The sequence below is a fragment of the Caulobacter sp. genome (assembly GCF_039596335.1).
Lineage (GTDB): Bacteria > Pseudomonadota > Alphaproteobacteria > Caulobacterales > Caulobacteraceae > Caulobacter.
Map to the genome: position 1 here is coordinate 1 of NZ_JBCNJZ010000003.1, position 25,853 is coordinate 25,853.

General features: G+C 68.0%; 21 protein-coding genes, 1 tRNA gene and 1 pseudogene. 11 read left to right on the forward strand and 12 right to left on the reverse strand.

Going from position 1 to position 25,853, the window contains the following annotated elements; genetic code table 11:
• The first annotated feature begins 47 nt into the window (after positions 1 to 47).
• The 3 genes and pseudogenes from ABDW31_RS06550 to ABDW31_RS06560 all read left to right on the forward strand — a co-directional run bounded on the left by ABDW31_RS06550 (position 48) and on the right by ABDW31_RS06560 (position 909).
• Positions 48 to 124: transfer RNA gene (locus ABDW31_RS06550), tRNA-Met, on the forward strand.
• Positions 125 to 381: 257 nt separating this feature from the next.
• Positions 382 to 585, forward strand: a pseudogene (locus tag ABDW31_RS06555) (cold-shock protein); the annotation flags it as partial.
• A 129-nt stretch (positions 586 to 714) separates the two neighbouring features.
• A complete protein-coding gene (locus ABDW31_RS06560; protein WP_233206781.1) occupies positions 715 to 909 on the forward strand; it encodes a cold-shock protein in 195 nt (64 codons plus the stop codon).
• 111 nt (positions 910 to 1,020) lie between these two features.
• Here ABDW31_RS06560 and ABDW31_RS06565 read toward each other — a convergent pair whose 3' ends face one another.
• On the reverse strand, positions 1,021 to 3,300 hold the full coding sequence (locus tag ABDW31_RS06565; RefSeq protein ID WP_184717564.1) for an NADP-dependent malic enzyme: 2,280 nt from the start codon (positions 3,298 to 3,300) through the stop codon (positions 1,021 to 1,023).
• Positions 3,301 to 3,635: 335 nt separating this feature from the next.
• On the opposite strand from ABDW31_RS06565, the gene uraH reads away from it, so the two are divergent.
• Genes uraH through guaD form a run of 5 tightly spaced genes read left to right on the forward strand, consistent with a single transcriptional unit; the run spans position 3,636 to position 10,048 of the window.
• Positions 3,636 to 3,983 carry a hydroxyisourate hydrolase gene (gene uraH, locus ABDW31_RS06570; RefSeq protein ID WP_184717566.1) on the forward strand — a complete coding sequence of 116 codons (348 nt, stop codon included), beginning with the start codon at positions 3,636 to 3,638 and terminating at the stop codon, positions 3,981 to 3,983.
• Positions 3,983 to 5,428, forward strand: a complete 1,446-nt coding sequence (xdhA, locus tag ABDW31_RS06575) for a xanthine dehydrogenase small subunit (RefSeq protein WP_184717568.1) — start codon at positions 3,983 to 3,985, stop codon at positions 5,426 to 5,428. Before uraH ends, xdhA begins: the two co-directional genes overlap by 1 nt.
• A complete protein-coding gene (gene xdhB / locus ABDW31_RS06580) occupies positions 5,421 to 7,754 on the forward strand; it encodes a xanthine dehydrogenase molybdopterin binding subunit (protein WP_184717570.1) in 2,334 nt (777 codons plus the stop codon). The genes xdhA and xdhB overlap by 8 nt, the downstream gene beginning before the upstream one ends.
• 5 nt (positions 7,755 to 7,759) lie before the next feature.
• Positions 7,760 to 8,755 carry a xanthine dehydrogenase accessory protein XdhC gene (xdhC, locus tag ABDW31_RS06585; protein ID WP_184717572.1) on the forward strand — a complete coding sequence of 332 codons (996 nt, stop codon included), beginning with the start codon at positions 7,760 to 7,762 and terminating at the stop codon, positions 8,753 to 8,755.
• 3 nt (positions 8,756 to 8,758) lie between these two features.
• Entirely contained in the window at positions 8,759 to 10,048 is a 1,290-nt protein-coding gene (gene guaD / locus ABDW31_RS06590) for a guanine deaminase (protein WP_184717574.1), read from the forward strand.
• 114 nt (positions 10,049 to 10,162) lie between these two features.
• Here the strand turns inward: guaD and ABDW31_RS06595 are convergent, their stop codons facing one another.
• Genes ABDW31_RS06595 through ABDW31_RS06610 form a run of 4 tightly spaced genes read right to left on the reverse strand, consistent with a single transcriptional unit; the run spans position 10,163 to position 13,160 of the window.
• The gene (locus ABDW31_RS06595; protein ID WP_184723714.1) at positions 10,163 to 11,134 is read right to left on the reverse strand and encodes a nucleoside hydrolase; all 972 of its coding nucleotides are present in this window, start codon (positions 11,132 to 11,134) and stop codon (positions 10,163 to 10,165) included.
• A 3-nt stretch (positions 11,135 to 11,137) separates the two neighbouring features.
• Positions 11,138 to 11,554 carry an oxalurate catabolism protein HpxZ gene (gene hpxZ / locus ABDW31_RS06600; RefSeq protein ID WP_184717576.1) on the reverse strand — a complete coding sequence of 139 codons (417 nt, stop codon included), beginning with the start codon at positions 11,552 to 11,554 and terminating at the stop codon, positions 11,138 to 11,140.
• Positions 11,554 to 12,945, reverse strand: coding sequence for an AtzE family amidohydrolase (locus tag ABDW31_RS06605; RefSeq protein ID WP_184717578.1), 1,392 nt, complete (start codon positions 12,943 to 12,945; stop codon positions 11,554 to 11,556). The genes hpxZ and ABDW31_RS06605 overlap by 1 nt, the downstream gene beginning before the upstream one ends.
• Complete coding sequence (locus ABDW31_RS06610; protein ID WP_184717580.1) at positions 12,942 to 13,160, reverse strand: hypothetical protein; 219 nt, start codon at positions 13,158 to 13,160, stop codon at positions 12,942 to 12,944. Before ABDW31_RS06610 ends, ABDW31_RS06605 begins: the two co-directional genes overlap by 4 nt.
• 222 nt (positions 13,161 to 13,382) lie before the next feature.
• Here ABDW31_RS06610 and ABDW31_RS06615 point away from each other — a divergent pair, with 222 nt between their 5' ends.
• From ABDW31_RS06615 to ABDW31_RS06625, 3 genes are all read left to right on the forward strand, one after another.
• Positions 13,383 to 14,327 (forward strand): acetamidase/formamidase family protein, encoded by a 945-nt coding sequence (locus ABDW31_RS06615; RefSeq protein WP_184717582.1) that lies wholly within the window; start codon positions 13,383 to 13,385, stop codon positions 14,325 to 14,327.
• A 263-nt stretch (positions 14,328 to 14,590) separates the two neighbouring features.
• The gene (locus tag ABDW31_RS06620; RefSeq protein ID WP_184717584.1) at positions 14,591 to 17,860 is read left to right on the forward strand and encodes a cytochrome D1 domain-containing protein; all 3,270 of its coding nucleotides are present in this window, start codon (positions 14,591 to 14,593) and stop codon (positions 17,858 to 17,860) included.
• 79 nt (positions 17,861 to 17,939) lie between these two features.
• On the forward strand, positions 17,940 to 18,668 hold the full coding sequence (locus tag ABDW31_RS06625; protein ID WP_184717586.1) for a YceI family protein: 729 nt from the start codon (positions 17,940 to 17,942) through the stop codon (positions 18,666 to 18,668).
• A 3-nt stretch (positions 18,669 to 18,671) separates the two neighbouring features.
• Here the strand turns inward: ABDW31_RS06625 and ABDW31_RS06630 are convergent, their stop codons facing one another.
• From ABDW31_RS06630 to ABDW31_RS06660, 7 genes are all read right to left on the reverse strand, one after another.
• On the reverse strand, positions 18,672 to 19,367 hold the full coding sequence (locus ABDW31_RS06630) for a TetR family transcriptional regulator (RefSeq protein WP_184717588.1): 696 nt from the start codon (positions 19,365 to 19,367) through the stop codon (positions 18,672 to 18,674).
• Entirely contained in the window at positions 19,364 to 20,551 is a 1,188-nt protein-coding gene (locus ABDW31_RS06635; RefSeq protein ID WP_184717590.1) for a urate hydroxylase PuuD, read from the reverse strand. The genes ABDW31_RS06630 and ABDW31_RS06635 overlap by 4 nt, the downstream gene beginning before the upstream one ends.
• 1 nt (position 20,552) lies before the next feature.
• Positions 20,553 to 21,077, reverse strand: a complete 525-nt coding sequence (gene uraD, locus ABDW31_RS06640; protein ID WP_184717592.1) for a 2-oxo-4-hydroxy-4-carboxy-5-ureidoimidazoline decarboxylase — start codon at positions 21,075 to 21,077, stop codon at positions 20,553 to 20,555.
• Positions 21,074 to 21,985, reverse strand: coding sequence for an allantoinase PuuE (puuE, locus tag ABDW31_RS06645; RefSeq protein WP_184717594.1), 912 nt, complete (start codon positions 21,983 to 21,985; stop codon positions 21,074 to 21,076). The genes uraD and puuE overlap by 4 nt, the downstream gene beginning before the upstream one ends.
• Entirely contained in the window at positions 21,982 to 23,202 is a 1,221-nt protein-coding gene (locus tag ABDW31_RS06650; RefSeq protein WP_184717596.1) for an alanine--glyoxylate aminotransferase family protein, read from the reverse strand. Before ABDW31_RS06650 ends, puuE begins: the two co-directional genes overlap by 4 nt.
• Positions 23,199 to 24,452: an allantoate amidohydrolase gene (locus ABDW31_RS06655; protein ID WP_184717598.1), complete on the reverse strand. Its 1,254-nt coding sequence runs from the start codon at positions 24,450 to 24,452 to the stop codon at positions 23,199 to 23,201. The genes ABDW31_RS06650 and ABDW31_RS06655 overlap by 4 nt, the downstream gene beginning before the upstream one ends.
• Before the next feature lie 169 nt (positions 24,453 to 24,621).
• Positions 24,622 to 25,635, reverse strand: a complete 1,014-nt coding sequence (locus ABDW31_RS06660) for a mechanosensitive ion channel domain-containing protein (protein WP_343698444.1) — start codon at positions 25,633 to 25,635, stop codon at positions 24,622 to 24,624.
• Positions 25,636 to 25,853 lie beyond the last annotated feature (218 nt).

Here is a 25,853-nt window from a genome sequence, read left to right on the forward strand (position 1 = left end):
CGTTACTAAGTCCAACACCCTGCCATCACAATCACACAACACCCTGACGCGGGGTGGAGCAGCCCGGTAGCTCGTCAGGCTCATAACCTGAAGGTCACAGGTTCAAATCCTGTCCCCGCACCCAAGGTCCCCTGAAAAGGGTTGAAGTTCGATCACCCCGTCCGTCATCGGTCGGGGTTTTTCAATTTCTAAGTCTGCAACCTATAGCGGCATTTCGGCAACGCCCGTTGCCTGAAGCGTGAATTTTTCGAACGTCTGTCGCTGTTCAGCCAACTTTCTACGCTCAAAGCCCATAGCGCTTGCTGCGGTTTTGCGTCATGACTTCCGTTGGAAGGACGCGGGCCGACTATCAGCCCGTCGATTGAGGTGTTTGAGGATAATATGGCGAACGGTGTCGTTAAGTGGTTCAACCCGGCCAAGGGCTTTGGCTTCATTCAGCCCGAGGACGGCGGCCAGGACGTGTTCGTCCATATCGCCGCGGTTGAACGCTCGGGCCTGAGCGGCCTGAACGAGGGTGATCAAGTTGCGTACGAGCTGGAAGAAGACCGCCGCTCGGGCAAGACCTCGGCTGGCCAACTGCGCGTGACGGGTCACGGCGAAGTTCCCGGTGGCGGCGGCGCTCGTGCTCCGCGTCCGCAGCGCAGCTTCGACGGCCCGCGTGGCGGTGGCTACGGTGGCGGCGGCGGTGGCGGCGGTGAAGCCGGCACGGGCGTCGTGAAGTGGTTCAACACCACCAAGGGCTTCGGCTTCATCCAGCCGGACAACGGCGGTGGCGACATCTTCGTGCACATCTCGGCCGTTGAGCGCGCCGGCCTGCGCGGCCTGAACGAAGGCCAGCAAGTCGGTTACGAGCTTGAACAGGACCGCCGCTCGGGCAAGACCTCGGCCGGCAACCTGCGCATCCTCTAAGCGCCTTCCAAAAGGAAAGGCCGCCCGAACGGACGGCCTTTTCCAAGGATTTTCGAGAGGCCCCGCCGACGTGAACCGTCGGACGGGGCCTTTCTGCGTTTTGGCGAGCTGCTATTCGGCTGCCGCGCGGGCGGCCTGATTGACCGCCAGAGCCGTCAGATTGACGATGCCGCGGGCCGTGACGCTGGGCACCAGCACGTGCACCGGCTTGCTCATGCCCAGGAGGATCGGACCGACCAGCAGGGACTCGGTGGCGGCGCTGAGCAGGGTCAGGCCGATATTGGCAGCGTCCAGGGTCGGCATGACCAGCAGGTTGGCCGAGCCCTTCAGCGGGCTGTCGGCCACCATGCGGTCGCGCAGGTGCTGGCTGAGGGCGGCGTCGGCGTGCATCTCGCCATCGACCTCGAGATCCGGCGCCTGCTCGCGCAGGATGGCCAGGGCCTCGCGCATCTTGCGAGCGGTCGGCGAGTTGCTGGCCCCGAACGAGGAGTGCGAGAGCAGCGCGGCCTTGGGCGTCAGGCCGAAGCGGCGAACGGCCTCGGCGGCCAGCTGGGTGCACTCGGCGATCTGCTCGGCGGTCGGGTCGACGTTGACGTGGGTGTCGCAGAAGAACAGCGTGCCGTTGTCCAGGATCAGCGACGACATGGCGTAGACGCGGCTGACGTCATCGCGCTTGGGGATGATCGGCAGGGCGTACTTCATGTGCTGCCACCAGTCGCCGCTGCCGCCGACCAGGGCGGCCTCGACATGGCCCGACATCAGCAGCATCGAGGCGGCCACGGTGCGGCGGCCCGAGACGCGGCGCTCGGCGGCGATCGGCGGCACGCCGCGCCGGCCGACCAGCTTCTGGTAGTCGGCGACCAGCGGGGCGAAGAGCGCCTTGTCGGTCTGCGGATCGGCGATCTCGACCGCGCCGTCCAGATCCAGGCGCAGGCCCATTTCGGCGACCTTGGCCTTGATGACCTCGCGACGGCCGACCAGCACGGGGCGGGCCAGGCCTTCGTCCACGACGGTCTGCACGGCGCGCAGGACGCGCTCGTCCTCGCCCTCGGCATAGGCGACCTTCACCGGGGCCTTGCGGGCGCGTTCGAACACCGGGCGCATCAGCTGGCCCGAGCGGTAGACGAACAGCTCCAGCTCGTCGTGATAGGCGTCGAAGTCGGCGATCGGACGCGTGGCCACGCCGGTGTCCATGGCCGCCTTGGCCACGGCCGGGGCGATCTGCAGGATCAGGCGCGGGTCGAACGGCTTGGGAATGATGTATTGCGAGCCGAACACGGGGGCGGCGCCACCGTAGGCCGAAGCGACCACTTCCGAAGCCTCGGCGCGGGCCAGTTCGGCGATGGCCTCGACGGCCGCGACCTTCATGGCCTCGTTGATCTCGGACGCGCCGACGTCCAGCGCGCCGCGGAAGATGAACGGGAAGCACAGGACGTTGTTGACCTGGTTGGCGTAGTCGCTGCGGCCGGTCGCCATGATGGCGTCCGGACGGGCGGCATAGACCAGCTCGGGCAGGATTTCCGGATCCGGATTGGCCATGGCCAGGATCAGCGGCTTCTCGGCCAGCAACGGCAGCCATTCGGGCTTGAAGACGCGCGGCGCGGAAAGGCCCAGGAATATGTCGGCGCCGGGCAGGACCTCGGGCAGCGTGCGCGCGTCGGTCTGGCGAGCGTAGCGGGCCATGTTATCGGGCATGTCCGGCTCGCGGCCGGCGTGCACGACGCCCTTGATATCGGTCAGGGTGACGTTCTCGACCGGCAGGCCCATCGAGACCAGCAGGTCGACGCAGGCGAGAGCCGCCGCACCGGCGCCCGAGGTGACCAGCTTGACGTCCTGCAGCGTCTTGCCCTGGACAAGCAGGGCGTTGCGGACGGCCGCGGCGCAGACGATGGCGGTGCCATGCTGGTCATCGTGGAAGACCGGGATGTTCATCCGCTCGCGCAGCGCGCGCTCGATGACGAAGCACTCCGGCGCCTTGATGTCTTCCAGGTTGATGCCGCCGAAGGTGGGCTCCAGGGCCGCGACCACTTCGATGAAGCGGTCCGGATCCTTGGCGTCGACCTCGATGTCGAAGACGTCGATGCCGGCGAACTTCTTGAAGAGGACGGCCTTGCCCTCCATCACCGGCTTGGAGGCCAGCGGGCCGATATCGCCCAGACCCAGCACGGCGGTGCCGTTGGAGATCACGGCGACCAGGTTGCCGCGCGCGGTGTAGTCGCGGGCCAGCTCCGGGTTCTCGGCGATGGCGACGCAGGGCGCGGCGACGCCGGGCGAATAGGCGAGGGCGAGGTCGCGCTGGGTGGCCATCCGCTTGGTGGCTTCGATCGCCAGCTTTCCGGGTCGCGGGAGGCGATGGTAGTCCAGCGCCGCCTTACGGAAATCCTCGTCCATCTTGTTCCTCTTGAAGCTCTGCGCACGTCTCGCGCGGCCCGTCTTCGCGCGCGGGCCGTTAGAGGGTCTAGCTACCGGGGATGGGCGGCTTTTCCAACCCTGCGCGCCGGTTTGTGGGCTGGGCTGTGTGATAGCGGTAACATTCACATTGATGCGCGAACGCCGTTCCGGGGCTCCATAAGTAATAAAACTATTATATATTGCCTGCGCTTCGGGCGCCCACCGCCCCGTTCCTCGGCGCTTGTCCTTCCAATGTGATCGCCGGGGCCTGGGCGCTGGACAGGGTGTCCGGAGCAACCGAGCATCGATCGTTAGAGGCGATCCGAGGGCGGACCATGAGCGGACTGACGACCCACATCCTTGACCAGGCGGCCGGAAAGCCGGCGGCGGGCGTGGCCGTGCGGGTGTCGCGGCGCGAGGCGTCCGAGGTCGCGTTCGTGGCGGAATTCCGCACCGATGCGGACGGCCGTGCGCGACTTCTCGCCGTCGAGGACCTGAGGGTGGGCGGCTACCGCCTGGAGTTCGCGATCGGCGAGCACTTCAAGGCCTCGGGCCTGGCCGTGACCGAGCCGCCGTTCCTGGACGTGGTGGTCATCGATTTCGCGGTCTCGAACCTCGAGCAGCACTGGCACGTGCCGCTGCTGGTCTCCCCCTACGGCTACGCGACCTACCGGGGCAGCTGATGGGCGAGACGATCCGCTTCCTGCTGGACGGCCAGGCGCACGAGGTGCGCGGCGCCAACCCAACGACGACCCTGCTGGAACATCTGCGCGGGCCGATGCGGCGCACCGGGACCAAGGAAGGCTGCGCCGAGGGCGATTGCGGTTCCTGCACGGTGCTGGTCGGCGAAGGCGAGGGCGACACAGTCGCCTGGCGGGCGGTCAACGCCTGCATCCAGTTCCTGCCCATGCTGCACGGCAAGGCGCTGATGACGGTCGAGAGCTTGGCTGCGAAGGACGGCGCGCTGCATCCGGTGCAGCAGGCCATGGTCGACAAGCATGGCTCGCAGTGCGGCTTTTGCACGCCCGGTATCGTCATGTCGCTGTATGCCCGCGTGGTCGGGGCCAAGGGCGCGCGCGCGCCGGTGGGCGAGGTGCTGGCCGGCAACCTGTGTCGCTGCACCGGCTATGGCCCGATCATCGAGGTCGCCCAGGGCGTGGCGGCCGAGGCGGCGCCGGCCGTCGATCTCTCCGCCGTGCGTGACGAGACCATGCTGGCGCTCAGCTACGAGGACGAGATCCACGGCGTCACCCGTCGCTGGTTCGCGCCGCGCACGGTGGATGAGCTGGCGCAGGTCTATGCCGCCCATCCGGACGCGACGATCGTGGCCGGGGCGACCGATGTCGGCCTGTGGGTGACCAAACTGCGCAAGCCGCTGCCGACCCTGATCAGCGTGTCCGAGGTCGCCGAGCTCAAGGCGCTGGACGAGACCGCCGACAGCCTGCGCATCGGCGCAGGCGTCCGCTATGTCGACGCGATCGCGGCGGTGGCGAGCCTCTATCCGGACCTGGGGCGGATGATGCGGCGGCTGGGCTCGACCCAGGTGCGCAACAGCGGCACGGTCGGCGGTAATATCGCCAACGGCTCGCCGATCGGCGACATGCCGCCCGCCTTGATCGCAGCGGGCGCGACGCTGGTCCTGCGGCGCGGCGATGAGCGACGCGAGATGCCGCTCGAGGCCTTCTTCATCGACTACGGCAAGCAGGACCGCCGGCCCGGCGAGTTCGTCGAGGCGGTGATCGTGCCCGCGCCGGCGAGGGACCGGATCTTCAAGGTCTTCAAGCTGTCCAAGCGCTTCGACCAGGACATCTCGGCGGTATGCGGGGCGTTCTCGCTGGCGGTCGAGGGCGGGGTCGTCACCGACGCTCGCATCGCGTTCGGCGGCATGGCCGGCACGCCCAAGCGGGCCACGGCCTGCGAGGCGGCGCTGGTTGGCCAGGCCTGGAGCGAGGCGACGATCGAGGCCGCGATGGCCGCGCTCGATACCGACTACGCGCCGATGAGCGACATGCGCGCCTCGGCAACCTACCGGTCGCTGGCCGCTAGGAACATGCTGCGCAAGGTGTTCCTGGAGAGCCAGCACGCCGAGGTGGAAACGCGGGTCATGCCGGAGAGCGCTCATGGCTGACTCCGCCGCTGTTGCGCCGATCCAGACTTTCCAGGGCGTGCACGCCTCGCTGCCGCATGACAGCGGTCCGCGCCACGTGGCGGGCTCGGCGGTCTATATCGACGACATGCCCGAGCCGGCCGGCCTGCTGCACATCGCCTTCGGCATGAGCGCCAAGGCCCATGCCACGATCATCCGCATGGACCTGTCGGCCGTCCGCACGGCGCCGGGCGTGGTGCTGGTGCTCTCCGCCGAGGACGTGCCCGGCGAGAACGACGTCAGCCCGGTGATCCACGACGACCGACTGTTCGCGGACGGTGAAGTCTACTGCGTCGGCCAGAGCCTGTTCGCCGTCGCCGCCACCTCGATCGCCGCCGCCCGCGCCGCCGCGGCCAAGGCCGTGGTCGAGTACGAAGAGCGGCCGGCCGCCATTGACATCGCCGCCGCCCGTGAGATGAACCTGACGATCGAGTCCAGCCAGCGCATGGCGCGGGGCGACGCGCAGGCCGCCCTGGACGCCTCGCCACGTCGCGTGCAGGGCCAGTTCGCGATCGGCGGTCAGGACCACTTCTATCTTGAGGGCCAGATCGCCCTGGCCACGCCGCGCGAGGACGGCGACGTCCACGTCTGGTCCTCGACCCAGCACCCCACCGAGGTGCAGCACCTGATCGCCCGCGTGCTGGGCAAGCCCGACCACAGCGTCACCGTCGAGGTGCGCCGCATGGGCGGCGGATTCGGCGGCAAGGAGACCCAGGCCTCGCTGTTCGCCGCCGCGGCCGCCCTGGTGGCGGTGAAGACCGGCCGGCCGGCCAAGGCGCGCCCGGACCGCGACGAGGACATGGTCATGACCGGCAAGCGGCATGATTTCGAGGCCGCCTACGACGTGGGATTCGACGACGAGGGCCGGCTGACGGGACTTTCGCTGGAGCTGGCCTCACGCTGCGGGGCGACGACCGACCTCTCCATGGCGATCAACGACCGGGCGATGTTCCACGCCGACAACGCCTACTTCCTGCCGGCCATCGAGATCGTCTCGCACCGCTATCGGACCCACACGGTGTCGAACACCGCGTTCCGGGGCTTCGGCGGGCCGCAGAGCATGATCGCGATCGAGCGGGTGATGGACGCCGTGGCGGCCGCCACCGGCCTGGACCCGCTGGAGGTCCGCCGCCGCAACCTCTATGGCGGCGAGGGTCGCGACCTGACGCCCTACCACCAGGTGGTCGAGGACAATGTCGCGCCGCAGCTGATCGACGAGCTGGCCGCGTCCTGCGACTACGAGGCCCGCCGTCGCGAGATCGCGGCGTTCAACCGCGCCAGCCTGGTCCTGAAGAAGGGCATCGCCCTGACGCCGGTGAAGTTCGGCATCTCGTTCACGACGACGTTCCTGAACCAGGCCGGGGCGCTGATCCATCTGTACGCCGATGGCTCGATCATGCTGAACCATGGCGGCACCGAGATGGGGCAGGGGCTCTATGTGAAGGTCGCCCAGATCGTCGCCAACGCCTTCCAGGTCGAGGTCGCGCGGGTGAAGATCACCTCGACGGTCACCGACAAGGTGCCCAACACCTCGGCCACCGCCGCCTCGTCGGGCGCGGACCTCAACGGCATGGCGGCCCTGAACGCGGCCGAGACGATCAAGGCGCGGCTGGTCGAATTCGCCGCCGCCAAGTGGAGCGTCGCGCCGACCGACGTGGCCTTCACCCCCGCCGGCGTGCGCGTCGGGGCCGAGACCTTCGCGTTCGGCGATTTCATCCGCCAGGCCTATCTGGCGCGGATCTCGCTGTCGGCGACGGGCTTCTACGCCACGCCCAAGATCCACTACGACCGCGCCACCCACACCGGCCGGCCGTTCTATTACTTCGCCTACGGGGCCGCGTGCAGCGAGGTGCTGATCGACACCCTGAGCGGCGAGATGAAGGTCACCCGCGCCGACATCCTGCACGACGTCGGCAAGTCGCTGAATCCGGCCATCGACCTGGGCCAGATCGAGGGGGGCTTCGTCCAGGGCATGGGCTGGCTGACCACCGAGGAACTGGTGTTCGACGCGCAAGGGCGGCTGCGGACTCACGCTCCCTCGACCTACAAGGTGCCGACCTGCGGCGATCGCCCGGCCCACCTGGACGTCAAGCTGTGGGCGGCTGGCCGCAATGTCGAGGCCACGGTGCACCGTTCCAAGGCCGTGGGCGAACCGCCGCTGATGCTGGCCATCTCGGTGTACTGCGCGATCAACCACGCCGTCGCCAGCGTCGGCGACCACAAGGTCTTCCCGCAGCTGGACGCGCCGGCGACGCCCGAGGCGATCTTAATGGCCTGCGAGGATGTCCGGAGGCGCAGCCGTGCGTAACTCCCATGCGTAATTGGGCCCGCGCCGCCCTGGCTCGCCTCGACGCTCACGACGAGGCCGCCCTGGTCACCGTGCTGGCAACCGAGGGCTCGGCCCCGCGCGAGGCCGGGACCAAGATGGTCGTCTGGCGCGGCGGGCAGTCGGGCACGATCGGCGGCGGCAATCTGGAATATCGCGTGGCCGACCAGGCCCGGCGGATGCTGGACGGCGGCCAGGCCCATTTCGCGATCCAGGACTATCCGCTGGGTCCGCTGCTGGCCCAGTGCTGCGGCGGCCGGGTGCGGATGTTCCTGGAACGGCTGAACGACAACAGCCGCGACTGGCTGACCGAGGCCGCCCGGCGCATGGACGCGGCCCAGCCGTTCGAGGTGCGCACCCGCTTCGATCCGGGCCTGCTGACCAAGTCGATCGCTCCGATCCTGGCCACCGAGGACGGCGCCTCCGTCACCCTGTCCGGCGCGCCCGCTACCGCGCGCGGTGTGCGCCCCGAGCTGGGCGACGTCATGGTCGAGCGCGCCGACGCGCCGCGCCCGCCGCTGCTGCTGTTCGGCGCCGGCCATGTGGGTCAGGCGATCGCCCAGGCCTTTGCACCGCTGCCCTTCCGGCTGTTCTGGTACGATAGCCGGCCCGAGACGGCCGACATTCCCGGCGTCACCGTCCTGCCGCCCGACGAGATCGTCGCCAAGGCCCGGAGCGCCAGCCCCGACGCCTACGGCCTAGTGCTGACCCACGACCATGCCCAGGACTATGCCCTGGTGTCGGCGGGCCTGGCCGGTGGCGGCTTTTCCTACTTCGGCGTCATCGGTTCCAAGACCAAGCGTGCGCGTTTCATCAGCCGGTTACGCGACGGTGGTTTCTCGGAAGCCGTATTGACCCGAATGACCTGTCCCATCGGCTTGCCGCAGCTTAAGAGCAAGGCGCCGGAGGTGATCGCGGTCTCGGTGGCCGCCGACCTCCTGATGCGCCATGAAGCGGCGCGCATTCGAAACGACGAGATCTGACCCGTGCGAGCCTATAGGGCGTCGATCCTGCATCTGCTGGACGACCCGACCAAGACGACGGAGGGCGCGGTCGCCTTCCACAAGGACGGCCTGCTGCTGGTCGAGGACGGCCGCATCGTCGGCTGCGGCGAGTATGAGGAGCTGTCGCCCTGGTTGGGCAAGGCCGAGCTGGAGGACCTGTCCGGCCATCTGATCACGCCGGGCTTCGTCGACACCCACATCCACTTCCCGCAGGTCGACATCATCGCGGCCCACGGCAAGCAGCTGCTGGACTGGCTGGAGCAGCACACCTTCCCGGCCGAGGCGGCCTTCGCCGATCCCGAGCACGCCAAGGGCGCGGCGACGTTCTTCCTGGACGAGCTGCTGCGCAACGGCACGACCACGGCCCTGGTGTTCGGCTCGGTGCACAAGGCTTCCGTCGACGCCCTGTTCGCCGAGGCGCTGGAGCGCGACATGCGCCTGATCGCCGGCAAGGCGCTGATGGACCGCAATGCGCCCGAGGGCCTGACCGACACGGTGGAGGAAAGTCGCGCCGACATGCTGGCCTTGATCGAGGCCTGGCATGGCAAGGGCCGCCTGGGCTACGCGGTCACCCCGCGCTTCGCGATCAGCTGCAGCGACGCCCAGCTGACCATGGCCGGCGAGGTGCTGGCGACCCATCCCGACGTCTGGATGCAGACCCACCTCTCCGAGAATGTCCACGAGATCAAGGAGACCGCGCGCCTCTTCCCCAAGGCCAAGGACTATCTGGATGTCTATGACCGCTTCGGCCTGCTGCGCCCGCGTTCGGTGTTCGCCCATTGCGTCCACCTGAAGGGCGACGCGTTCCGGCGCATGGCGGCCAAGGGCGGGGCGGCCGCGTTCTGCCCGACCTCGAACCTGTTCCTAGGCTCGGGCCTGTTCCCGCTGGAGGAGGCCTGTTCGCACGGGGTGAAGGTTGGCATCGGCACCGACGTCGGGGCCGGCACGACCTTCTCGATCCTCCACACCCTGGGCGAGGCCTACAAGGTCGGCCAACTGCGTGGGGATGCGTTGGACCCGTTCCATGCGCTGTACCTGGCCACCCTGGGCGGGGCGCGGGCGCTGGATCTGGGCGACAAGATCGGCAACCTGGAGCCCGGCAAGGAAGCTGACTTCCTGGTGCTGGACCTGGCCGCGACCCCGCTGCTGCAACGGCGACTGGCGGCGGCCCGGACGCTGGAAGACAAGGTGTTCGCGCTGACGGTGCTGGGGGATGACCGGGTGGTAGCGCGGACGTACCTGGCGGGCGTGGAGCGGCATCGGCGGGGCTAGCGCGAGCACTAGCCCCCTCCGCGCCTCCGGCGCTCCTCCCCCGGAGGGGGAAGACGAAGCACCGTCTGCCCCCTCCGGGGGCGGACGACCGCGAAGCGGTCAGGTGGGGGCAAGTTACCCGTGCGCCGCGTTCATCGTGTCCGCGTACAGCTTCAGCAACCGCTCGCCATCCACCGCCACGGTCGCGGCCTGGATTGGCTGGTCATCCCAGGCTGAGGGGCCGAACAGTTCGCCCTCGGGGCTCTGGCAGGTCTGGCCCAGGGTGATGCCTTCGGTGACCACGCGCACCGCGCCGCGGCGAACTTCAAACAACGTCGGGTCGATCACGAAGGCCACCGCCGCGGCGTCGTGGACGCAGCAGCCGACGATGCCGTCGCGGCCGCCGTAGAAGGCCGCATAGGGCTTGGAGATCTCATTGAGGAACACGCCGGCGTCGCTGCCGCCCGAGGCCAGGGCCTCCATGTAGGCCGGCGACATCACGACCTGGGTCGTCACGTCCAGGCTGACAGCAGTCAGGCTCCACGGCGCCGTGAAGACCTGATCGGCGGCTTCCGGGTCGTTCCAGATATTGGCCTCGGCCACCGGGGTGACGTTGCCGGGCTTGCCGGCCACGCCGAACGCGCCGCCCATGATCACCACGGACTTGAGCAAGCTGGCGATTTCCGGATCGGCCTGCAACGCCAGGGCCAGGTTGGTCAGCGGACCAACGGCGCACAGCACCACCTCGCCCGGATACTGGCGGGCCAGGTCGATGATCGCCTGGTGCGCCGGCTTGGCCTCGGGCTGGGCGGGGACCAGGCCGTCGAGCTCGACATCGCCCAGGCCGTTGACGCCGTGTACGAAGGTCGGCGATGGGTTGCGCGGGCGGGTCAGCGGCTTGCTCGCGCCCTTGTAGACCGGCGCCGTCAGCCCGAAGCGTTGCTTCAGATACAGGGCGTTGCGGGTGGTGGTCTCGATGTCGGCATTGCCGAAGACGGTCGTCACCGCGATCAGGTCGAGAGCGGGGCTCGCCTCGATGAACAGCAGCGCCATGGCGTCGTCGATGCCGGGATCGGTGTCAAAAATGATCTTGGTCGTCATTGTCAGGCTCTAGCGCTTTTCCGTGTCGGACGCGAGACGTTGGTCGCTGACGCCCTGCATCAGGGAGACGTGGGCGGCCACCACCTTCCAGCCAGCGTCGGTGCGCACCCAGGTCTGGCTCTGGCGGCCGGTCTTGCCGGTGTCGTCGCGGCGGAACTCAATATTGGCCACGGCGAAGTCGGCGCCGAAGGTGGTGATCTGGGTCCGCAGGCGGGTGCGCGGTGGCGAGCCGCCGGCCCGGGCCAGGCGGAAGGCGGCGATCTCGTCGAAGCTCCACAGGTTCTCGGCCACGCCCAGGCGCACCGTGTGGGGCGAGACCCAGAACGCGCCGTCCAGGGCCTGGACATCGTTGCGCATCAGCGCCGCCTCATAGGCGTCGACCTGGACGGTCACTTCGGCCAGGGTCTCAGGATCGTCGACGACCATCAGGCGCCTTTCGGGGGATGGGCGGCCACGACGCCGTCGCGCTGCAGTCGGGCGGCGGCGGCGAAGGCCAGGTCCTCGCGCCAGGGCGGAGCGATGATCTGCACGCCGATCGGCAGCAGGCCCGGCCGGTTCACCGGCGCGGCCACCACCGGCAGGCCGATATAGCTGATCGGCTGGGTGAAGGCGCCCAGGTTCTTGCGGACCGAGACGGGGACCCCGTCCATGTCCATGGTCGCCTGGCCGATCGGCGGGGCGGGGCACACCGACGACGGGGCCAGCAGCACGTCATAGCGCTCGAACGCCTTGGCGACCTCATCGCGGAAGACGGTCCGATAGCGCTGGGCCGCACGGTGCACGCCTTCCGGCAGCAGGGCGCCGGCCAGCAGGCGGTCACGCACAGCCGGGTCGTAGTCCATGGCCCGGGCAGTCAGGTCCTTCAGGTGCAGTTCGCCGCCCTCGAAGGCAGTCAGGGTGAAGGCCGCCGCCCGCGCGGCCTGGGCCCCGGGCAGGGCGAGCAGGCCCTCTGCGCCCAGCGCCTGGGCCACGCGGTCCAAAGCCTCCAGCACCTCGGGGAAGGCGCCTTGCTGGAACCAGCCACCCATCACGCCCACACGCAGGGGCTGGTCAGCCAGGGCGTCCAGGCGTTCGGCTAGCGGCTGGGCTTCACGCACGCAGATCGCGTCGCCGTCGGGATCGGGACCCTGCAGCACGTCATAGGCCAGGGCCAGGTCCTGGATCGACCGCGCGAACGGGCCGACATGGTCCAGGCTCTCGACGAAGGGAAACACCCCCTGGCGCGACAGGCGGCCATAGGTGGGCTTCAGGCCATAGACGCCGCACAGGCTGGCTGGAATGCGGACCGAGCCGTTGGTGTCCGAGCCCAACGTCAGCGGGACCAGCCCGGCCGCCACGGCCGCCGCCGAACCGCCCGACGAGCCGCCAGCGATCCGCGTGGGGGCGTGCGGATTGCGGACCGGTCCGTCATGGGCGTTCTCGGTGACGAAGCCATAGGCGAACTCGTCCATGTTCAGCGCGCCGACCATGATGCCGCCCGCGGCGGCAAGACGCCGGACCAGGGTGGCGTCATAGGCGGGCGGCGCGGCGTCGCGACGGATCTTCGAGCCGGCCAGGGTCGGCAGGCCTTCAAGGTCGAACAGGTTCTTCACCGCGAACGGCACGCCGGCCAGCGGACCGACCGGGCGGCCGGCGGCCAGGTCGGCGTCGACCGCCTCGGCCGCGGCCAACGCGCGCTCGGCGGTGACGGCGGTAAAGGCGTTGATGCCGCCGTCCAGGCGCGCGACCCGCGACAGGGTGGCCTCCGTGACGGCGCGGGCGGTGACGCGGCCGGCGCGGACCTCGCCGGCGATCTCGACGATGCTACAGAAGCTCACGGCTGGAAAGTCTCCGGAGCCTCGGCCGCCTGATCGCCGAGCGCGGCGATGAACAGCGCCGACTGGCCCCGCAGCAGGGCGATGTTGTCGATCACGGCGGCCAGGGCAGAGGGCGGCAGGGAAAGATCACGTTCGGCGGCGCGGGCGGCGGTCCAGGGGGCGACCTCGGCGTCGGTGAGATCCAGGAAGGCTTGCGTTTCCGCGTCCAGCGCCATGAGGCCCGCGCTCCATAAGTAAGAAAAAACTTCATACACCCGCGTTCGCGCGCCGCGCCAGTCCCGCACGCCTTCGCGGGCCGATCCGCCCAAGCCTGCGCCACCTGTCGCCACGATCGCCCGGATGGTGGGCAGGGGAGGGCGATCCAGCGCCCTCGACCGCTTCGCGACTTGGGCCTGCCTCGCGGCCCGCGCCAGATGTGCAGGTAAGAAGGAACTTACTTGATGGCGCATCACCGACTGGCTTCCACGCCCGACACCATCCGCTTCGGCATGTTCGACGCGGCGTTCGATCCCGTACTGACCGTGCAGCCCGGCGACAGCGTCACCTTCGAATGCGTCTCGGGCGGGGTCGAGGTGATGCCGCCAACCGGATCGCCCTACGCCGTGCCGCCGGCCCTGCAGGCGATCCACGACAGCAAGCCCGAGCGCATCGGCCCGCACATCCTCACGGGCCCCGTCGCCATCGCCGGCGCCGAGCCCGGCGACGTGCTGGAGGTGCGCATCGAGGCGATCGAGCCGAACAACGACTGGGGCTACTGCGCCGTGCGCCCGCTGGCCGGCACGATCCCCGAGGACTTCCCCGAGCGCTACGTCAGCCACATCGCCGTCGATCGCGCCGCCGGAACCTGCAAGCCGGAATGGGGGCCGCAACTGCCGCTGGCCCCGTTCTTCGGCACCATGGGCGTGGCCCCGCCGGCCCGCTATGGCCGTCTGTCCAGTCGAGAGCCGCGCGAGCACGGCGGCAACATGGACAACAAGGAACTAGTCGCCGGCTCTACCCTGTATCTCCCGGTCTGGGTCCCAGGCGCCAATTTCTCGGTCGGCGACGGCCATGGCCGCCAGGGCGACGGCGAGGTTTGCGTCAACGCCCTGGAGATGGGCCTGACGGGAACCTTCACCTTCCTGCTGCACAAGGCGGGAGATCTGAAGCAGCCCCGCGCCGAGACGCCGACCCACTACATCCTGATGGGCTTCCACGAGGACCTGGACCTAGCCATGAAACAGGCCCTCCGCCAGACCATCGACTTCATCACCGCCCGCTCCAGCCTGACCCGCGTGCAGGCCTATCAGTTCTGCTCGCTGGCCGTGGACTTCCGCGTCACCCAGACCGTCAACGGCGAGAAGGGCGTCCACGCCCTGCTGGCCAAGGGGCTCCTGTTCTGAACGATCCCGGGGCTCTAGCCTCCACCTCCGCGCGTGCGGAGAAAACGGCCGAAGGGCGCTCCCGGGGCGATGGTCCCTGGAGCGTTCTTACTTCCAAGCCAGACCATGCGGGCCTTTGTGGCAAAAGGCTTTGACGTCTCTTTACGGCACAGCTGGCCCGGTTTGATCCGCCGAAAGGCGGTTCAGGCCCCCAAAAACGCGGCGCCCCTCTTGCAGTCGACAGGTCACGCTGAAGTTGCAGCTGGGGTGGAGGGGTCTCGACGATGTTGTTGCAGGGCACGATCAACGCCGACGTTCTGACGGGCGGCGCAGGGGACGACATCATCAACGGCTACGGCGGCAACGACACGCTGCGCGGCGGCGCGGGTGACGACGGCCTGGCCGGCGGCGACGGCGACGACATTCTGGAAGGCGGCGAAGGCGACGACTACCTGATGGGCGGCGCCGGCAACGACACGCTCGATGGCGGTCCGGGCTCGGACTGGGCCGGCTACGAGGACGCGACGTCCGGCGTGAAGGTCGACCTGAACATCACCGGGGCCCAGAACACCGGCGGCAGCGGCCGCGATCGGCTGATCAACATCGAGAACCTGCACGGGTCGGACTTCAACGACACCCTGACCGGCGACGCCGCCAACAACATTCTGGACGGCGGCAAGGGCAATGACACCCTCTACGGCATGGGCGGCGACGACACCCTGGTGGGCGGCGACGGCAATGACATCCTGGACGGCGGCGACGGCGACGACTGGCTGATCGGCGGCGCGGGCGACGACATCATCCGCGGCGGCGCGGGCGCCGACTGGTCGTCCTACGAGCATGCGACGGCCGGCGTGATCGTCGACCTGAGCAAGACCGGTCCGCAGGACACGGTCGGCGCCGGCAAGGACACCTTGAGCGGCATCGAGCACCTGTACGGCAGCCAGTACGATGACGTGCTGACGGGCGACGCCGGGACCAACTACCTCTATGGCGGCGCGGGCGACGATAAGCTGTACGGCGGCGCCGGCGACGACAACCTGTCGGGCGGGACCGGCAACAACCTCATCGACGGGGGCGAGGGCTGGGACCTGGTCGACTACGGGTTCAGCGACGTTGGGATGACGATCGACCTGGGCATGACCGCCAAGCCGGTGACGGGCGACTGGCTGATCTCGATCGAGGGCGCGGTAGGCTCGGCCTATGACGACGTCATCACCGGCAATGCGGCGGAGAACTACATCGCCGGTGGTGCGGGCAACGACGTTCTGATCGCGGTGGGCGGCAATGACACGCTAGAAGGCGGCGACGGCGACGACATCCTGCGCGGCAGCTTCCGCAAGCCCGGCGACATCCTGGTCGGCGGCGCGGGCGACGACCTGGCCATCGTCTTCGTCGGGCCGGGTAGCGAAGGTCTGACGATCGTCGATGGCGGCGCGGGTGTCGACACCCTGAGCTTCGCGTCGGTCTACGACATCAACTTCGATCTTTCGAACACCAACGAGCAGGTCGTCGCTCCGGGCGTGCGCTTCAACGTGCGCGAGGTCGAGAACGTCACGGGCGGCGCGGGCAACGACCGCATCACCGGCGATGCGGGCGCCAATGTCATCAGCGGCGGCGCGGGCGACGACATCCTCGACGGTGGGGCGGGCTTCGACATCGTCTCCTACGAGGGCGGCTCCGCCGTTCGGGTTGACCTGTCCAAGACCGGCCCGCAGGACACCCGCGGCGCCGGCGTCGACACCCTGAGCAACTTCGAGGGGATCAAGGGCTCTTCCCTGGGCGACATCCTGATCGGCGACGCCAACGACAACACCCTGCAAGGCGGCATGGGCGACGACATCCTGGATGGCGGCGCCGGCAACGACACGGCGATCTTCTGGGGCAATGCGTCGGACTACACCTGGAACCGCAACGCCAACGGCGCCTGGACGGTGAAGGGCCTGGATGGCGTCGACACCCTGCTGAACATCGAGACGCTGAAGTTCAACGACAAGTCGGTGACGCTGACCCCGTCGGCTACGACGGTGACGGTGGATGACCTCCTGAAGCCGAAAGTGCTGGCCAGTTCACCGACAGGAGAACTGCGGGACGCCGTGCTGTCCTCGGATGGCCGAACGGCATATGTCTCGAGCGACGACGGCTATGTCACCGCCTATGGCTCGTTGACGGGCGAAGTCTTGGGACGCTGGAAGGTCGGCGTTTCGCTGACTGGGATGGATGTCTCGGCTGACGGACGCTTCTTGGTCGTGTCGGAGTATGAAGCCGACAATCCCTATGTCCTCAACCCCCAGATCAGAGTCCATTTGCTGGACCTGGCAACTGGATCGGTGAAGGATTACGTGGCGTCGGGTTTCGGCTCGGACGGTTTCCACGATGCAGCCTTCACGAGCGACGGTAAGGTCGTGCTGACCCAGGCCTTTTTGAATGGCTCGGGGGCGCAGCCGCTGACGACACTAGACCTGGCCACAGGTGTCTTCACCATGATCGCACAGGCGTTCGGTCAGACTGCCGCCATTTCTGTCAGCGCCGACCATCAGACCATGCTGCTCGCGCCGGCCAATATCTCAGACGCGCCATTGTCGATCTATAAATCGGGCCAGGGTATTAGCGCATTCCACGGCTGGTACGCCGATGGTGTGCAGGGGGGCAACCGCGGCCTTCAAGCGCTGTCCAACGATGGCAAGCTTGTCGCCCAGTCCAGCAGCAGGGACCAACTGAATGTCTATGACGGCGCATTGAAATTTGTTGGCAACTTAGCCAAGACCCTGCCGCTGCTATCAAACGTTTACGGACTGGATTTCAGCGACGACGGCAAGCATCTCTATGTGGTCGATGCTGAAGCTGATCGTGTGCTTCAGATCTCGACCGAGACGTGGGGGCTCGAGCAATCCTTTACCATCGGCGTAGACATTGTCGCGGACTACCCCGTCTTCTACGATAGCGCGCCAGCCGCTTATGGCGACCGCGTCGCGGTGAGTGGCGACCGCATGATCATCGCGGGAGAGAAGTCAGTGGTCTCGCTGAACCTGATGGGGCTTGCGCCCAGTAGCGCCACCAACGGCGGCGACGCTCTGGTTGGGACCAGCGCGGCTGACGACATCAATGGCTTGGATGGCGACGACTATATCGTTGGTGGCGGTGGGGCAGACGTGATCACCGGCGGCAAAGGCGCCGATATCCTGACTGGCGGCAGTGGTTCCGACACCTTCGTGTTTGGCCTCCATGACTCGATGCCAGTCGACATCACAACCGGCGCAGGCGTCGACATGATCACGGACTGGGAAAGCAACGACGAAGTTCGCTTCGTCGGCAAGGATCTGCCGGTCAGCTTCGGAACCTACGCAGCCGCCAGCTTCTCGGCAGCTCAAGCGACGGCTGACTGGTTGTTGAAGACCCCCGGCTACAACCAGCTGTACATGGCGTTCCAGGTTGGTTCGGATGTCTACGTCTTCGCGGGGCAAACCGTCGATCCGAACGCGCCGGCCTTGGAAAATGTGATCAAGCTCGTCGGTGTTTCGACCAACGACATCAGCATCGAAAACTTCCACTGACGACTGGCCGCAACCTTCACCGTCCCCCTACGTTGACCTCTGGTCGGCGTAGGGGCGCCGCGTTCAAGGAGGGAAGCGTATGAGGACGATCCTGCCCGTCGTGGCCCTGCTGGCCCTGGCCGCCTGTTCGCCGGCTCCGGCCGACAAGAAGGAAGACGGGCCGCCCGTCGTGCCCGCGCCCGCCGCGACCACGCCCAAGCCGCCGAAGGCCGATATCCCGGCCGGCGACTACACGCTGGACAAGACCCACGCGACCCTGGTGATGAAGGTCAATCACCTGGGCTTCTCGAACTACACCGCCGCCTTCGCCAGCTTCGACGCCAAGCTGAAGTTCGACCAGAACAACGCCGCCGCCAGCAGCCTGGAGGCGACGATCGATCCCAAGTCGCTGACCCTGCCCGCGCCGCCGGCCGGCTTCCTGGAGGAGCTGACCGGGCCGCAATGGCTGAACACGGCCAGCTATCCGGCTATCACCTTCAAGTCGACCAAGATCGAGACCACCGGCGCCGACACCGGCAAGGTGACCGGCGACCTGACGCTGCACGGCGTCACCAAGCCGGTCGTTCTGGATGTGACCTACAACGGCGGCTACACGGGCCATCCGATGGACCCGCACGCTCGCATCGGCTTCTCGGCCAAGGGCATGTTCAAGCGCTCGGACTTCGGCATCGCCTACGGTGTGCCGGCCCCGGGCACGACCATGGGCGTGTCTGACGAGGTCCAGGTGATCATCGAGGCCGAGTTCAGTGGCCCGCCGCTGGCGACCGCGGCCCCTGCCGCCACTGCTCAGCCGCCGGCCGCCCAGTAGCGGTCAGCGCGCGCCGCGCGTGAGATAGCCTTCGAGCAGCGCCAGGGCGTGGTTCAGCCGCGCCCGGCGCCACTCGGGGGCGCTCATGTCGGTGTCCAGCGTCGCCGACAGCGAATAGCCGTTGGCCAGGTGGAAGCGGCTCATGGCCGCGATGGTCACGTAGATCTGCACCGGGTCCAGGTCGGATCCGAACAGCCCCTTGGCCTGACCGCTCTCGATCAGCTTCTCGATCGTGCGGCGCAGTGGGAAGGCCGTCTCGGTCACAACCCGCGACTGAGCGGCGAACTTGCCGTGCTGCAGGTTCTCGTTGCGCAGCAGCCCCTCGAAGCGCGGGTTCTTTTCGAAATAGTCGAACGTGAAGCGCTGCAGCTCCATGAAGCCGTCGAGCGGCTGATCGAAGTCGATCTTCAGCTCGGCCTCGCGCGCCCGCAGGTCCATGTAGGCGCTTTCGAGGACGGCCATGTACAGGCCCTTCTTGTCCCCGAAGTAGTGGTACAGCATCCGGATGTTGCACTTGGCGGCCTTGACGATCCGCTCGATGCGCGCGCCCGCGAAGCCGGCTTGCGAGAACTCCTTCAGCGCGGCGGCCAGGATCGCCTTGCGGGTGCGCTCGGCGTTGCGCTTGCGCGGCGCGCCCCCGGAGTCGAGCAGGGCGGTCTCGGCTTCGGCCTTGTTCGCGTCCAGGACGGCGTCGGTCACGGGATCTTGGCTCCCTGTTTGATCCAGGCGCCCAGCTGGGCCCGCTCCTCTACGGTCATGCCGGTCTCGTTGCCAAGGGGCATGCTGGTCGAAGCCACCGCACGCTCGTGGATTTTCGGCGCATAGGTGGCGATATGCTCGGGCGTGTCGAAGACCGCGCCCAGCGGCGGGGCCGAGAAACCGGGGTGAGTAGGGGTCGCGCTATGGCAGGCCGTGCAGTGCTTTCCGATGATCGCCTGGGCGGTGGTGAAGGGCACATCGCCGTCGATCTGGACCACATCCTTGGGCTTGAGACTGGCGACCATGGTCGCGGCGAATACCAGCATGAAGCCGTAGAACAGGAAGTCGTGGCGGATCTTGCCGTGGTGCTTGAGCAGGAAGAACTGGCGGATCGAGATCCCGCCGGCGCTGATCATCGCCAGCAGCAGCCACGACAGCGGATGGCCGGTGACCATCGGATAGTGGTTGCTGATCATGATGAAGATGACCGGCAGGGTCATGTAGGTGTTGTGCACCGACCGCTGCTTGCCCATCGCCCCCAGGCGCGGATCGACCGGGCGGCCGGCCAGCATGTCGGCGACGATTTTCCGCTGGTTGGGGATGATCACCAGGAAGACGTTGGCGACCATGGCGGTGCCGATGATCGCGCCGACGTGGATGAAGGCCCCGCGGTCGCTGAACAGCTGCGACAGCGCCCAGGCCGCGCCGGTCAGGGCTGCGAACCAGATGATCCCGAAGGCGAGGCCACGCTGGCCCAGCGGCGAGCGACACAGGATCTCGTAGACGGCCAGACCGCCGAAGATGAAGGCCAGGCCTGCGCCGATCGCGGCTGGCTGGCTGAAGGCGTGCTTGGCGGTGTCGATCAGATAGACCGGCGCCTGCCAGTAGTAGAGCACGATCAGCAAAGCAAAGCCCGACAGCCAGGTGGTGTAGGCCTCCCACTTGAACCAGTGCAGGTGGTCGGGCATGTGCGCCGGAGCGACCATGTACTTCTGCGAATGGTAGAAGCCGCCGCCGTGCACGGCCCACAGCTCGCCTTTGACCCCGTCCTTGGGGGGATCGGGTTCGCGCAGATTGTTGTCCAGCCAGACGAAGTAGAACGAGGCGCCGATCCAGGCGACGCCGGCGATCACGTGCAGCCAGCGCAGGCCCAGGTTCAGCCAGCCGGGAAGATCGTATTCCATCTCAGGCGGTCACCGCGTCGAGCAGCCGAAGCTTGGAGATCAGGCCGATCTGGGTGATCGCCTCGGCGATCTCGGCCGCCTCGTCATTGGCCGCGCGCGCTTCCATGGCGGCCAGGATCGAGGCCTTGTCGTTCAGGCGGACGGCGATGATGAACGGGAACGAAAAGCGCGCCTGATAGGCCGCGTTCAGCTGGTGGAAGCGGGCGAATTCGTCCTCGGTCAGCCGGTCGAGACCGGCGCTGGCCTGTTCGGCGGTGCTCTCGGCGGTCAGCTGCTTGGCGATCGCCGCCTTGCCGGCCAGCTCAGGGTGGGCGCGGATCAGGGCCAGCTTGTCGGCGGTGGTCGCGGCGCGAAGCACGTCCATCATCGCGTCGTGCAGGGCCTCGACGCTGGCGAACGGCCGCTCGCTCCAGGCGCGCTCGACCACCCACGGCGACAGCTCGAAGGCGAAGCCCAGCGCGGTGGTGAAGCCCGTCTGGTTCATGCTGTTCAGGCGGGCCAGGGTCAGGGGCGGAGCGCCGCTCATGCCTCTACCTCGTAAGGATGGGTGGCGATCCAGTGGCGGGCGATATCGATGCGCTTGGCCACCCACACCCGATCGTGCCGGGTGATGTGCTCCAGGAACCGTCGCAGGGCGCCGATGCGTCCGGGCTTGCCTACGACGCGGCAGTGCAGGCCGACGCTCATCATCTTTGGCGCGGTCTCGCCCTCCCGATAGAGGGCGTCGAAGGCGTCGCGCAGATAGGTGAAGAACTGCTCGCCGGTGTTGAAGCCCTGCGCCGCGGTGAAGCGCATGTCGTTGGCTTCCAGGGTGTAGGGGACGATCAACTGAGCGCGGCCGTGCTGGTCGTCCCAGTAAGGCAGGTCGTCGGCATAGCTGTCAGCGTCGTAGACGAAGCCGCCGTCCTCGGCGATCAGCCGGGCGGTGTTGGGACTGGTGCGGCCCTGGTACCAGCCCAGGGGGCGCTCGCCGGTCAGGCGCTTCTGGATCTCGATCGCCCGCTGGATATGCTCCAGCTCCTGGTCGGGCGTGAAGTGCTGATAGTCGATCCAGCGATAGCCGTGGGAGGCGATCTCCCAGCCCGAGGTCATCATCGCCTCGACGGCCTCGGGATGGCGCTCCATGGCCTGGGCGACGCCGAACACGGTCAGCGGCAGGCCGAACTCTTCGAACAGTCGCCGGATACGCCAGAAGCCGGCGCGCGAGCCGTATTCGTACAGGCTCTCCATCGACATGTGGCGCATGCCCTGGATGGGCTGGGCGCCGACCATCTCCGACAGGAAGAACTCGCTGACGGGATCGCCGTGGAGCACGCTGCGCTCGGCGCCTTCCTCGTAGTTCAGCACGAACTGCACGGCCACCCGCGCGCCGCCCGGCCACTGGGCCTGAGGCGGGTGTTCGCCATAGCCGATCAGATCTCTCGGATAGCTCATACGAAGACCTTTGCGGCTGCGTCGACGCCTGCGCCGGCCGGAGCCTCGAAGCCTTCCCAGCGCAGCACGGCCTCCAGCGCCGCCAGGGTCTGTAGAACCGTATGCTTGCGGGCGTTCATGCCCATGGTCCCGATGCGCCAGATCTTGCCAGCCAGGGGGCCGAACGCCGCGCCGATCTCGATCTCGAACTCGGTGCGCATGCGCGCCTTGACCCGGTCGTAGTCGACGCCGCCGGGCGCGATCACACCGGTGACATTGGTCATCTTGTGGGCCTGGTCGCCATAGACCGTCAGCCCCAGCGCCTCGATCCCTGCGACCATGGCCGCACCGGCCTGCTTGTGGCGGGCGAAGCGGGCTTCGAGACCTTCCTCCAGCACGATCCTCGCGCATTCGCGGGCCGCGAACAGCATGGAAGCCGCTTCCGTGTGGTGGTTCAGGCGCTTGTCGGACCAGTAGTCCATGATCATCGCCAGATCGAAATAGTTGGAGGCGATGCGACGGCCGTTTCCGGTCATGCCCGGACCCGCCAGACCCTTCTCGACATGGCGGCGGCCGAAGATGTGGTCGGCGGCGCGGTCGCTGATGGTGATCGGGGCCGAGCCCGACGGACCGCCCATGCACTTCTGCAGGCCGGCGGTGACCAGATCGGCCTGCCAGGCGTCGACCGGCACGCTCATGCCGCCCAGGGTCGCGGTGGCGTCGACATAGAGCAGGGCGTCGTGACGGCGGCAGATCTCGCCGATGGCCTCGATCGGCTGGGCGATGGTGGTTGAAGTGTCGCCGTGCACGCAGGCCACAAGGCGCGGCTTGACGCGCTTGACGGCGTCCTCGACAGCCTGCGGATCAACGGCCTTGCCCCAGTCGCCTTCGACGAAGGTCACCTTGGCGTCGCAGCGCTCGGCGATCTCGGCCAGCAGCAGACCAAAGCGCCCGGCATTGACCACCACGACGTCGTCGCCGGGGTTCAGCGTCGAGACCAGCGCCGCCTCGATCCCGGCGCGCGAGGTGCCGTCGACTAGGAACGTCCATCGGTTCTTCGTCTCGAACACGCCGCGGTACAGCGCCATGACCTCGTTCATGTAGCCGGTGAACTCGGGGTCGAACTGACCCAGCAACTGCACCGACATGGCCCGCAGCACGCGCGGGTGGACGTTGATGGGGCCTGGACCCATCAGCAGCCGGGCGGGGTGGTCGAGCTCTTTGAAAGTTTCGGTCATGCGCGTTCGCGTCGTTCTAGCTTGTCGATGAAAAGGAGCATGGCCTGGGCCGCCAAGGCGCAGTCGGCCTCGGTGACGGCTTCGGCCGGATTATGGCTGATCCCGCCCTCGCAGCGGATGAACAGCATGGCGGTGGGGCAGAGGTCGGCCATGACCATGGCGTCGTGACCCGCGCCCGACGGCAGACGGCGCAGCGGCAGATCAAGGTCGCGCAGGGCTTGCTCCAGCAAGCTCATGAGCGATGAATCGCAAGGGCTCTCGGCCAGGGCCTGCATCAGGGTGACGGTCGCCGACAGTCCGCGCTTGGCGGCTAGTGCGTGGATCTCGGCGCCGATGGTCAGTACGGCTTCGTCGCGCGTCGTCGACGTCTCGGCGCGGATGTCCATCGAGAACTCGACCGCGCCGGGGATGACGTTGAAGGCGCCGGGCAGGGCGGTCATGCGGCCCACCGTGCCGACCAGGCCGTCGGTTCCCGCGCGGCAGATCCGCTCCAAGGCCAGCATGGCCTCAGCGGCGGCGGGGCCAGGGTCCTTACGCAGGGTCATCGGCGTGGTGCCGGCATGGCCCGCAACGCCCTCGATCCGCACCATCAGCCGCTTCTGGGCGGCGATGGCGGTGACGACGCCCAGGGCCAGGCCCTCGGCCTCCAGCACCGGTCCTTGCTCGATATGCGCTTCCAGGAAGGCCAGCACATCTTCCGGTTTGCGCGCGGCCGAAGCGACGCCGGCCGGATCGCCGCCGAACGCCGTCAGGGCCTGCGCGACCGACACGCCCTCGGCGTCCTTCATCTCCAGGGCGCTGGCGTCCAGCGTGCCGGCGATCGCCCGGCTGCAGCTCATCGAGGCGGGAAAGCGCGAGCCTTCCTCGTCGCCGAACGCCACGACCTCGATCGCGAAGGGCAAGCGGCGGCCGGCGCGGCTCAAGGCCTCGACCACGTCCACGCCCAGCATGACCCCCAGCGGCCCGTCGTAGCGCCCGCCGTTGCGCACGCTGTCGATGTGCGAGCCAATGATCAGCGCCTTGGCGCCGGGCGTCTCGCCCTCGTAGCGACCGATCAGGTTGGCGGCGGCGTCGCGGCGCACGCTCATGCCGGCTTCGAGCATCCAGTGCGTGATAGCGTCCAACGCCGCGCCATGGGCAGCGGTGAGGAACCGCCGCGTCAGCTGGCCCTCGGCCTCGCTATAGGGCGGGGCGCCCAAGGCGTCGCAACGGGCCTTGGCCCTGGCGCCGATATCGAGACCCGCGGTCACGTCCGCCTTCGCTTCCATCCCAGAACCCTAGCAGGCTGACCCCGCCGCTCTTCGTCGACAAGCGTTCTCGGCAGAGGTTCCCGCCCAGGCGCCCGCGCGCGCGCCATGTCGAGACGGCGGCGCCTCTTCATAAGTCATAATTTGCTTACTTGCGGAAGGCCGCGCTCGCTCAGCCCGCTTCGGCCGCCAGCGCCAGGCGCTGCTTTGGGAAGGCTTCCGGGAGTTCGTCGCGCAGGAAGGCCATCATTTTTTCGCGGACTTCGCAACGCAGGTCGAAGGTCTTGGGGGCGTTGCGGGCGCTGACCAGGCAGCGGATCTCCATCACTTCCGGACGAATGTCGGTCACCGCCAGATTGACGACCTTGCCGTCCCACAGCGGCGAGTCCTTGGCGATCTCTTCCAGCTTGGCGCGCAGGCGATCCACGGGGGCGGCGGGGTCGACATAGAGCATGGCGGTGCCGATCAGGGCGGCGCTCTCGCGGGTCCAGTTCTGGAACGGCGTCTGGATGAAGTAGCTCAGCGGCAGCACCATCCGCCGCCAGTCCCACAGGCGCACCACCACGTAGGTGGCGTTGATCTCCTCGATGTTCCCCCATTCCTTCTCGACGATGACGGCGTCGTCGATGCGGATCGGCTGGGTGACGGCGATCTGGATACCGGCGATCAGGTTGGTCAGCAGAGGCTGCAAGGCCAGGCCGACGATCAGCGAGGCCGCGCCGCCGGCGGCCAGCAGGCTGACGCCCCACTGGCGCACGCCGGGAATGGTCATCAGCGCCAGGGCGACCGTGACGATGCCGACCAGGATGGCCACCGCCCGCCGCAGGATCCGCACCTGGGTGATGTGCTTGCGGGCCAGCAGGTTGTCTTCGACGTCGACCTTGAAGCCGCGCAGGTAGAGGGCTGCGGCGATGTCCAGCGCCGTCATCGCCATCCAGCCCAGCAACAGGATGAACAGCACCAGCAGGCCGTGCTTGGCGGCTTCGGACTGGGCGTTGTTGAGCGGGGAGGCGGTCACTGCCGGGCCCAGGGCGGCGACGATGATCGCCAGCCGGGTGACGCGCCGCGTGCGGGCGATCAGGGCCTGCCAGAAGGCGTCGCGCTTGGAGAGGCTGTGGCGGACGAGGCGCACCAGCACCGCATGGACGGTGAGGGCGACGGTCACGGCCAAGGCGATCAACGCCATGCTGACGAGCCAAGGCGGCGCCCAGCCGATGAGCCAGACGGAGTCGGAAAGCCAGTCTTGTACGCGGGTCATGCGGGGGCGAACGCCCTGGGTCCCGGAAGGCTGCATGACAAAAAAAGAAAGGGCCGCGTCGTGATCGACGCGGCCCCAGTCAAAGCGTTGGGAGGAACTAACGCTCTAGTTCGTTGGCGCGTGGCGGGCGCCGAAACCGGTTTCCA

Bases quoted from the DNA above. Each gene is read 5' to 3' on its own strand.
- ABDW31_RS06565 (WP_184717564.1), bottom strand. From the start codon at position 3,300: ATGGACGAGGATTTCCGTAAGGCGGCGCTGGACTACCATCGCCTCCCG.
- xdhB (WP_184717570.1), top strand. From the start codon at position 5,421: ATGGCTGACTCCGCCGCTGTTGCGCCGATCCAGACTTTCCAGGGCGTG.
- ABDW31_RS06610 (WP_184717580.1), bottom strand. From the start codon at position 13,160: ATGGCGCTGGACGCGGAAACGCAAGCCTTCCTGGATCTCACCGACGCC.
- xdhC (WP_184717572.1), top strand. From the start codon at position 7,760: ATGCGTAATTGGGCCCGCGCCGCCCTGGCTCGCCTCGACGCTCACGAC.
- hpxZ (WP_184717576.1), bottom strand. From the start codon at position 11,554: ATGGTCGTCGACGATCCTGAGACCCTGGCCGAAGTGACCGTCCAGGTC.
- ABDW31_RS06620 (WP_184717584.1), top strand. From the start codon at position 14,591: ATGTTGTTGCAGGGCACGATCAACGCCGACGTTCTGACGGGCGGCGCA.
- ABDW31_RS06625 (WP_184717586.1), top strand. From the start codon at position 17,940: ATGAGGACGATCCTGCCCGTCGTGGCCCTGCTGGCCCTGGCCGCCTGT.
- xdhA (WP_184717568.1), top strand. From the start codon at position 3,983: ATGGGCGAGACGATCCGCTTCCTGCTGGACGGCCAGGCGCACGAGGTG.
- uraH (WP_184717566.1), top strand. From the start codon at position 3,636: ATGAGCGGACTGACGACCCACATCCTTGACCAGGCGGCCGGAAAGCCG.
- ABDW31_RS06635 (WP_184717590.1), bottom strand. From the start codon at position 20,551: ATGGAATACGATCTTCCCGGCTGGCTGAACCTGGGCCTGCGCTGGCTG.
- ABDW31_RS06650 (WP_184717596.1), bottom strand. From the start codon at position 23,202: ATGACCGAAACTTTCAAAGAGCTCGACCACCCCGCCCGGCTGCTGATG.
- puuE (WP_184717594.1), bottom strand. From the start codon at position 21,985: ATGAGCTATCCGAGAGATCTGATCGGCTATGGCGAACACCCGCCTCAG.
- uraD (WP_184717592.1), bottom strand. From the start codon at position 21,077: ATGAGCGGCGCTCCGCCCCTGACCCTGGCCCGCCTGAACAGCATGAAC.
- ABDW31_RS06660 (WP_343698444.1), bottom strand. From the start codon at position 25,635: ATGGCGTTGATCGCCTTGGCCGTGACCGTCGCCCTCACCGTCCATGCG.